Genomic DNA, 4,682 nt, shown 5'->3' on the forward strand with positions numbered 1-4,682 from the left:
AGCGGGCATCGTTAACTTAAGATACAAAAGCTGTCCGGAAATGGCGGGTCAAGATCACTAATGAATGTAATTATCCATTATCAGTATTGCCTATGCACAAAATTTATTTAACATAAGATAGATTACACGAATCAAGCAATTGATTTGTATGCATTTTAATTTCTTGCCTGGTTATCTCCATGGTTCATGCCGCGCCATATCCTGAGACTGGCTGAGAATACGTATGACCGTAATCACCGAATGTGATGACACAAAGTAGATCATGTGTTGTTCCACCGGCAGCGAGCAGATATTGTCTCCCAGCTCTGCGCGATGCGTGCCGATGTCATGCATGGCCAGAACGTCAAACACCGCTGCTATTCGGCCGATATACGCATCCGCCTGAACAACCCCGAACTGCCGGAAGCTGTAGTCCCAGATTGCTTCCAGATCATCTTCTGCTTTGGGTGTCAGCTCAATCTCTTTCATTTGCCACCCTGGCTCTGACATTATTCAGGAATGCATCCTTGTTCCATGGTTTCGCCTCGCCGCTGCTGAGTCCTTCGGCCAGCAGATCGCGCAGTTCCTGAAGGCGTGATTCTGCCTGTTTCTCGCGCAGCAGACGCAGTGCGTCTCGCATGACTTCGCTCTGGGTACGGTAATCACCGGCCTTAACCAGGGAATCGATAAATTCACGCAGCTCATCACCCACGTCCACCGTCATCGTACGGGCCATACCCCCTCCTTTTCTTAATGTAAGATTTGTTCTTACATCATTATATCAGCTTACTCCCCTGCTTCCATCTCCGGCATCTTAGCAAAATAACCCAGCTGTAGTTTGGAGATCCGATTTAGCCAGAAACCGGATCTGCGCGGCGGGAAAACGGTATGAGATATGATAAGTAAACAAAACACATAAAATCATACTGTATGTGATATTCATTATTAATCATGAAATCATATCTGATATGATATTTACCAATTAAGTGTAAAATCATTTGAAGTTTGATTTTACATTTAACCGGACATTATCAGACGGAGCGTGCAGGATGGATGAGAAAGAAGTGACGTTTTCACTCAGCTATGAGCAGCTGACCCGGATAGCGGAAGAACGTATCCGGGAATGCGAGCTGGACAGCCAGGGCGTTAGATATATCAGCGAATCGAGTAAGGCCAGCACCCTGCTGGGATTCTGGTATGAACTGGCGCTTACTGGTGCGCCACTGAACAATTACGAACAAACCAAAGCGCTCATAGACGTCGATCATCAGCGTCTCAGAAAACTCATCTGGCCGGAGACGGATAAGCAATGACTCAGGCGCGCCGACCATCGCCGCTGCAGCGGCGGGTGCTGATTGTGCTGGCCGCCCTCGATGCGAAACGTCCGGGGCCGGTGGCCACGCGGGATATTGAGCGGGTGCTGGAGCAGGGCGGGGACGCCCCGGTGTACGGGCCGAACCTGCGCGCCTCCTGCCGGCGCATGGAAGCCGCGGGCTGGCTTCGCACCCTACGCGCGCCTAACCAGCAGCTGGCCGTCGAGCTGACCGGGACCGGACGCGATGTAGCGGAACCGCTTTATCAGGCAGCCCGAGATGACGAAATCTCCCGCCAGCGCCAGTTGAAGGTGCACAGTCTGCCCCTGCGCCAGTCGGAAACAGGTGAGGCGATGGAGGTTCTTCTCGGTGACAGCCTTCATCGTATCCGTCAGGCAGTCTACGTGATCCGCCTCGACGGCTCCACCTGTCTGCAAGTGACGAATGCAGGTGGAATACGTCAGATAATGGAAGGCGATCCCCTACAGGTGGCTGACTGGTATCAGGCCTGTTATGACGCGGGTCTTCCGGTACATATCCAGATTAACGAGAGCCAGGATTAACCTGGCAGAAACCCTTCCTGCACACCGTCTTTGAATGACGTGAATGCAGACTGTCGCACCACAAATGGAGTGGGTGTTTCATGTCAGAAATGAACATAATTAAAGCCAGCGTCAGCTATCAGGCCACCGTCGACTCTGTCATCTGGAAGGGATACGATGCCCTGACCCGCGAATATAGCCTGAAAGACACGGTGGATGTAGAGATCCCCGCCGGTAGCCATCCTCATTACGCCCTGGTGCTGATTGCTGACAGTATCAGTAAACAGCATCAGATGGAGATCAGCGGAAAACTGATTTCCCCGGTTCCTGGATCTGACGCCCGCGCAAGGTTACAGGACGGCCGGATTCAGATGGGGACTCACGAAATTATGGTCAGGGGTTATATGACGCTGAAAATCAAGTTCAGTGAGAATGAAGCCTGGCTGAACTCACTGGCAGCCTCCACAATGAGCGGAAAGAACGTCCTGCAACTGAAGGCCAGAAAATACCATTCCATCATGTTCAGGAAGTATTGCTCATGACAGAACATTCACCCTTTCCGCACAGAGTTGTCTGTGTGACACAGAGCCTGGCAGATTTCGGCCTGAAAGCCGGTGATAACGGCAAACTGGTACGTCTTGACGGTAGCCGTATCAAAACTCACGCGGCATTCAGGGACTGGCTCTACAGACTCAGACCGGGTGAACGCCTGCCTCGCGGCCGCTATTTTCGCAATAAAACCCCCGGGCGCCCGTGGCTGATGATGGATGAGCTTCACATGATGCTGAAGCCAATTAAACCGTGAAGGACCCTGAAGAGTGAAACTGACACAGAGCCGGATAGATAGCCTGATTGACACCCTGAATGACCTGATTTGCGATGAAAGAAGTCTGACACGGGAACACCGCGAGAATATGGTCAGGACGGTTGCAATACTCGGAGGACTGGGGGAGCGTCAGCGGCTGATCGCAGCTGAAGATGAAGCCCTGGAAGTAGCGGGTTCAGGAAAAAAGGCAGAGAAGGCCAAAAAACCGCGTGAACCGAATGCCGTCTTTCCCCGCACCGGGAAACCCTGGCAACAGGACGACCTCGAACTTATCCATTCAATAGTCGATGACATCCCGGATGATGAGATTGATAAGCACATTCTGTGGCTGTCCGGACAACAAGGACGAACACCCTATGCCATTGCCCTGAAGATTGTTGGTGAAGGACGACTGAATGAAGAATGGGCGAAAACCTGGAAAGCGGCAGCCAAAAAACTGCGTGAGGAATATGCCCTCACTAACGGTGGAGAGCCGTCACAAGGAACATAATGTTAATACTGAAAATACCCCTGATATACAATGTAACGTACTGAATAAATGATAAATTTAGCATAAATCTTTTCCCTGATGTGCCGATAATTAAAGGGTCAGGAAGGAAGGGTTATGAACGATTTTCATATTTTAAGTCTTTGTATTCAGAATAAGGATGTGGCAGGCGCCATGCGTGTGCTGCGGGATAAATCGGAGTTTGCTGCACGCAAAATTCTGGAGAAATTAAAGGTTCGCGTGACGTCTCAGACGGGCAGGGCATTCTGGCATCATGTCCAGGACTGGCTGCTGATGGCGTGCCGGCAGGAGAATACACCGAATGAATCAGTCCGTTCCCGGCCTTCTTCACCACCTTCAGACACCCGGCCAGCTCAGTCCGGCCGCCCTGGATATGGTCAAGCTTCTGGCGCTCCTGGCCATGCTGATCGACCACATCAATACGGTGTTTATGACCCCAGCTCAGCCGGTGATGTATGCGCTTGGCCGGATGGCATTCCCCCTGTTCACGCTTATCTGGGCGATGAACGTGCGGCGCGCACCAGAACGTCTTCAGGTGAGAGCAAACCGTCTGTGGATATGGGCCATCATCACCCAGCCCGTCTTCAGCCTGGTCTTTGCCGGCCATCAGCCGTGGTGGGCACTGAACATTCTCTTCGTGTTCGCCGGCGTCACGCAGCTGCTCGCCCTGCAGTACCGGTTCGGCAGAAAGGGAAGTCTTGCCGGTGCTCTGCTGCTGGCCATCATGATCTGGCCGCTGAGTCCGGCCAGTTACGGTCTGGCGGGTGTTGCGCTGGCCACCGGCATGGTAATCACCACCGGCGGACAAAAACCTGGCGTGCAGCTCACGGGAATTATCGTGTCCGTCCTGGCGCTGTGTTGCCTGAACGGATTATCGCATCTGCTGAGTCTGCCGGCAGACACGCTGTTGTTCGCCACTCTTCCCACACTCGTTTTTCCCCTGATGGCCCTGTCCCTGAGCATTCATCTGTGTCCGGAAGGCTACCCGCGCTTCATGCCACGACATTTCTTCTACATTGCCTATATCGGCCATCTTCTGGTGCTGCTCCTCCTGATGCACCTCTGGTGAGAGAGCCACAGTTTCGGGGCGTCAGTGCGCCCCGGGAACCCCTCGCCCCCGCTCCAGTAAATCAATGGCCAGCTGAAGATAAAGGACCTGGTCCGGCTCCCATTTCCCGCTTTCGGCAATCCCATTTCGCAGCACAGCAACAATATTTTCACTGGTGGAATCGTGTCCGGCCTCAACAAGTGAAAACACAATACTGCCCACGACCTGGCACATCTCATCATGCTGGCGTAAGAACACTTCTGAATAGTCCATCCTGCTATCTCCACGGCGAGTCAGTTCAACATAATGATACATGGCCATTATGCCGCGTAGCGGCATAGAGACGCCAGCCGGAGCGGAATTGTATGCAGTGGGTGGGTGGCGTCGTGGCCGGCGTAAGCCGTTACTGGGGTCCGCTTGGAAAACGGAATCTATGGTCACTCCCGTTTTTGCAACACCGATTTTG

The 4,682-nt window shown here is 52.8% G+C and carries 9 protein-coding genes; 6 read left to right on the top strand and 3 right to left on the bottom strand.

Going from position 1 to position 4,682, the window contains the following annotated elements; all coding sequences use genetic code 11:
• Positions 1-171: 171 nt before the first annotated feature.
• Together ACOTYN_RS25775 and ACOTYN_RS25780 are read right to left on the bottom strand one after the other, a co-directional pair.
• Positions 172-489 (bottom strand): type II toxin-antitoxin system RelE/ParE family toxin, encoded by a 318-nt coding sequence (locus ACOTYN_RS25775; protein ID WP_375143729.1) that lies wholly within the window; start codon positions 487-489, stop codon positions 172-174.
• A complete protein-coding gene (locus tag ACOTYN_RS25780) occupies positions 455-715 on the bottom strand; it encodes a type II toxin-antitoxin system ParD family antitoxin (RefSeq protein WP_127851271.1) in 261 nt (86 codons plus the stop codon). The genes ACOTYN_RS25775 and ACOTYN_RS25780 overlap by 35 nt, the downstream gene beginning before the upstream one ends.
• Positions 716-1,028: 313 nt before the next feature.
• Between ACOTYN_RS25780 and ACOTYN_RS25785 the strand changes: the two genes are divergently transcribed.
• The 6 genes from ACOTYN_RS25785 to ACOTYN_RS25810 all read left to right on the top strand — a co-directional run bounded on the left by ACOTYN_RS25785 (position 1,029) and on the right by ACOTYN_RS25810 (position 4,237).
• On the top strand, positions 1,029-1,292 hold the full coding sequence (locus ACOTYN_RS25785; RefSeq protein ID WP_127851270.1) for a hypothetical protein: 264 nt from the start codon (positions 1,029-1,031) through the stop codon (positions 1,290-1,292).
• The gene (locus tag ACOTYN_RS25790; protein ID WP_127851269.1) at positions 1,289-1,855 is read left to right on the top strand and encodes a hypothetical protein; all 567 of its coding nucleotides are present in this window, start codon (positions 1,289-1,291) and stop codon (positions 1,853-1,855) included. The genes ACOTYN_RS25785 and ACOTYN_RS25790 overlap by 4 nt, the downstream gene beginning before the upstream one ends.
• 80 nt (positions 1,856-1,935) lie before the next feature.
• Positions 1,936-2,376 (top strand): hypothetical protein, encoded by a 441-nt coding sequence (locus ACOTYN_RS25795; protein ID WP_127851268.1) that lies wholly within the window; start codon positions 1,936-1,938, stop codon positions 2,374-2,376.
• A gap of 35 nt (positions 2,377-2,411) precedes the next feature.
• Complete coding sequence (locus ACOTYN_RS25800) at positions 2,412-2,639, top strand: hypothetical protein (protein ID WP_127851267.1); 228 nt, start codon at positions 2,412-2,414, stop codon at positions 2,637-2,639.
• A 13-nt stretch (positions 2,640-2,652) separates the two neighbouring features.
• Positions 2,653-3,150 carry a hypothetical protein gene (locus tag ACOTYN_RS25805; protein WP_217188905.1) on the top strand — a complete coding sequence of 166 codons (498 nt, stop codon included), beginning with the start codon at positions 2,653-2,655 and terminating at the stop codon, positions 3,148-3,150.
• 319 nt (positions 3,151-3,469) lie between these two features.
• Entirely contained in the window at positions 3,470-4,237 is a 768-nt protein-coding gene (locus ACOTYN_RS25810; RefSeq protein WP_127851266.1) for a TraX family protein, read from the top strand.
• A gap of 21 nt (positions 4,238-4,258) precedes the next feature.
• Here the strand turns inward: ACOTYN_RS25810 and ACOTYN_RS25815 are convergent, their stop codons facing one another.
• Entirely contained in the window at positions 4,259-4,489 is a 231-nt protein-coding gene (locus ACOTYN_RS25815; RefSeq protein ID WP_127851265.1) for a DUF2767 family protein, read from the bottom strand.
• Positions 4,490-4,682 lie beyond the last annotated feature (193 nt).

Origin of the sequence: Enterobacter cloacae complex sp. IR5458 (assembly GCF_049238025.1) — a bacterium.
GTDB lineage: Bacteria > Pseudomonadota > Gammaproteobacteria > Enterobacterales > Enterobacteriaceae > Enterobacter > Enterobacter kobei.

Bases quoted from the DNA above. Each gene is read 5' to 3' on its own strand.
- ACOTYN_RS25775 (WP_375143729.1), bottom strand. From the start codon at position 489: ATGTCAGAGCCAGGGTGGCAAATGAAAGAGATTGAGCTGACACCCAAA.
- ACOTYN_RS25815 (WP_127851265.1), bottom strand. From the start codon at position 4,489: ATGGACTATTCAGAAGTGTTCTTACGCCAGCATGATGAGATGTGCCAG.
- ACOTYN_RS25785 (WP_127851270.1), top strand. From the start codon at position 1,029: ATGGATGAGAAAGAAGTGACGTTTTCACTCAGCTATGAGCAGCTGACC.
- ACOTYN_RS25790 (WP_127851269.1), top strand. From the start codon at position 1,289: ATGACTCAGGCGCGCCGACCATCGCCGCTGCAGCGGCGGGTGCTGATT.
- ACOTYN_RS25780 (WP_127851271.1), bottom strand. From the start codon at position 715: ATGGCCCGTACGATGACGGTGGACGTGGGTGATGAGCTGCGTGAATTT.
- ACOTYN_RS25795 (WP_127851268.1), top strand. From the start codon at position 1,936: ATGTCAGAAATGAACATAATTAAAGCCAGCGTCAGCTATCAGGCCACC.
- ACOTYN_RS25810 (WP_127851266.1), top strand. From the start codon at position 3,470: ATGAATCAGTCCGTTCCCGGCCTTCTTCACCACCTTCAGACACCCGGC.